The organism is Prosthecobacter sp. (assembly GCF_049294395.1).
Classification (GTDB): domain Bacteria; phylum Verrucomicrobiota; class Verrucomicrobiia; order Verrucomicrobiales; family Verrucomicrobiaceae; genus Prosthecobacter.
On sequence record NZ_JBAQCR010000257.1, the window covers coordinates 1 to 2,975 of the forward strand.

Annotated in this window: 2 protein-coding genes; both read right to left on the reverse strand. The window is 62.9% G+C overall.

All coding sequences use genetic code 11. The annotated features are described in order from the left end of the window. Positions 1 to 210 precede the first annotated feature (210 nt). On the reverse strand, positions 211 to 792 hold the full coding sequence (locus WAW39_RS17750; protein WP_422320524.1) for a DUF4112 domain-containing protein: 582 nt from the start codon (positions 790 to 792) through the stop codon (positions 211 to 213). Between the two features lie 929 nt (positions 793 to 1,721). Further along, the coding region (gene rho / locus WAW39_RS17755; RefSeq protein WP_422320525.1) for a transcription termination factor Rho at positions 1,722 to 2,975 on the reverse strand (1,254 nt) is incomplete at its 5' end.

Consider the following 2,975-nt stretch of genomic DNA (forward strand, 5'->3'; position numbering starts at 1 on the left):
GTGTATGAGTTGGCGGGACTGATGTGTGATGTGGTATTACATGCTACAGTGTGGTTTTATCAATGAGCAGCGGAGCAGGCTTGTCGTACCGATGGGGGCGTGGGGGGATGGGAGGGCGCTGGTCGACGGGCAGGAACCGTAGCGAAGCGAAGATAGCCAGCCGAAGGCTGCCCGGAGGGCTAACGCAGTGAGGCACTGCCCATCGTACTTTTAGCTGAAGCCGAGGGCGTGGAGGATGGCCTGGGCGGCGGAGTAGAAGAGCCAGGCGTAGAAGGCCCAGGCGATGGCGATGAAACCGACGATCATGGCGATGAGCATGAAGATGCCGGCGTAGAAGTGGAAGGTGCTGCGCTTGACTTTGTCTTTGTGTCCGGCCTGCCAGGCGAGGAGGAGTTTCAAATTACGCGTGTTCGATTTGAAGAAGACGGAGGCGAACGCCCCGGCGCCGGGGATGAGGCCGATGGCGAAATTGATGCCCATGTTGAGCGCCATGCGCAGGAAGACGGGGATGGGGATGCCGCTGCGGAGGGCATCGAGCAGGATGATGAAGCCTGCGCCTGAGGCAACGGTGTCGCCGACGGCGGGGATGAGGGCGAGGATGGGATCGAGACCGAAGCGGACATTGGTGCCGGGGACGCGCATGAGCTCGTCGAGGTACTTGGAGAGGATGCGCGCGGCGGCGTTGTTGACGGGGTCTTTGCTGCTGGCGAGCTTGGCGGCGATGGGATTGATCTCCGGCGGCGTGGGCGGGAGGACGGAGTCCACTTGGATGTCACGAGCGGGGATCGGCATGAGAGGGGATACGCTGAAGGGGGAGGGTTTGAAAGGATGAATTATGAAGGGGGAATTATGAAAGATGCTGGATGCTGGAGTGGCGGAGAAGATTTGTGGATGCATGGACTGTGCCACCGGGATGGGTCGGATAGGGCGGATGGGAGGGATGCTGGGGCGCGGATGTGGAGTACGGGTGTGGAGGATGAAGTGTGGCGGCTCCTGCGCTCCTTCAGAGCGCGGTCTTGAGGGAGGGTGGGACTGGGAGGGGAAGCCAGGGCTTGCGTTCTGGGCTGACTCCTGCGGGCCGTTGGCCCGCGGCGCTGGGTGAAGAGCGGGACGCGGAGCGGTGGTGGTGGGGACCGGAATAGGTCTGATCGTCGTTTTGGCTGTATGGGTGTGATGCTGGGGCGCGGGTTTGCAGGGCCTGCGTTTGAGGGGCTGGGGGCTGAACCAGCCTGCGGAGAGCGGTAGCTGCGTTCGTTCCTCACTGCGCGACCGCAGTCCAAATGGGGGCTGCTGCGAAAGCTGCGAGAGGAACTTCGAACTGCGTGCGAAGAGCCGGACCGGCTAAAGCCGGGACTACAATACGTATGCTGGGTGGTGCGAGAGGGCTGCGGCAATTTTCTTGCGCAAGGATCGAGGACAGCCGAGCGAAGCGAGACAGACGACTGCCAGGAGCCCGCAGGGTGAGCGCAGCGAATCAACTGAGAGCAGGAGGACGAGGACGAATTACCCAGAACGGGCTGCTGCGAGGCGAACCCGGGACTGCAATGCGTATGCTGGGTGAAGGGTGTCGCGGAGCTCCGGAATAGGTCTGATAGGATGTAGAGGACCTATGGGGCTGATGCTGGGGCGTGAAGTGAACCCCTGTACGCAGAACGGGCTTTCCTCCTTGCCTGGGTGGCGAAGGATGGGAAAGCCCGTGCTGAGAATGCCGAAACGAAGAGCTACGACTTGCTGGGGAGATCGACGAGCATCTGCGCATTGCTGGGGTAGCGCTCCAGCAGCGAAATGACGCGCTGGATGGCTTCGACGGGCTTGTGGCCGGCGAGGCCGCGGCGGAGCATGTGGATCTTGTCGAGCTGGAAGGTCTGCAGCAGGAGCTCTTCGCGGCGGGTGCCGGATTTGAAGATGTTCACGGCGGGGTAGACGAACTGCTCGGCGATCTTGCGATCGAGGACGAGCTCCATGTTGCCGGTGCCTTTGAACTCCTGGAAGATGAGGTCGTCCATGCGGGTGCCGGTTTCCACCAGGGCGGTGCCGAGGATGGTGAGGGAGCCTGCGGTGCGGGTATTGCGCGCAGCAGCGAAGAGACGACGCGGGATTTCCAACGCGCCGACGCCGACGCCGCCGCTCATGACAGCACCGGATTTGGCGGTGTTGTTGAAGGCGCGGGCCATGCGGGTGAGGGAGTCCATGAGCATGAAGACGTGCTCGCCGCATTCGACGAGGCGCTTGGCGCGCTCGATGGCGAAGGTGCAGATGCGGGTGTGGTTCTTGACGTCCTGGTCGTTGTTGCTGGCGTAGATTTCGGCCTGCGGGAGGATGCGCTTGAACTCGGTGACTTCTTCGGGGCGCTCATCGACGAGGAGGATCATCAGGTGCACGCCGGGATGATTGGTGACCATGGCTTCGGCGATGTGCTGAAGGATGGTGGTCTTGCCGGCACGGGGTGCGGCGACGATGAGTCCGCGCTGGCCACGGCCGACGGGGGTCATCATGTCGATGACACGGGTGGTGAGGCGGTCCTTGGTGGTCTCAAGCTGGTAGCGCTTGTTGGGATTGATGGCCTTGAGTTCTTCGAAGAGGGGGAGATCCCGCATGGCCAGAGGATTGCGGCCATTGACCTCGGTGACTTCGGTGATCTGCGGGCCGCGTGCGCCTTTGCACTGGACGCCGACGATCTGCATGCCTTCGCGGAGGCCGTATTTGCGGACGAACTCGGGGGCGATGAAGGCATCCTGCGGATGCTGGGCGAAGGAGAGCTCGCGGCGGCGGAGGAAGCCGTAGCCTTTGGGGGACATTTCGAGAATGCCATTGGCAGGCTCTGGCGGGCCGAGGGGTTTTTCGGGCTCGGGCTCGTAATTGCGGCCGCCCTGGGGGCCCTGCTGGGGGTTGCCGTTGTCGCGTTCGCGTTCACGGTTGCCGCCGTTGTCGCGGTCGCGATTGCCACCGCCATCGCGGTTGCCATTGGGATTGGG

What these genes read in the sequence shown, in the direction of transcription:
- WAW39_RS17750 (WP_422320524.1), bottom strand. Translation starts at nt 792, where the DNA reads ATGCCGATCCCCGCTCGTGACATCCAAGTGGACTCCGTCCTCCCGCCC.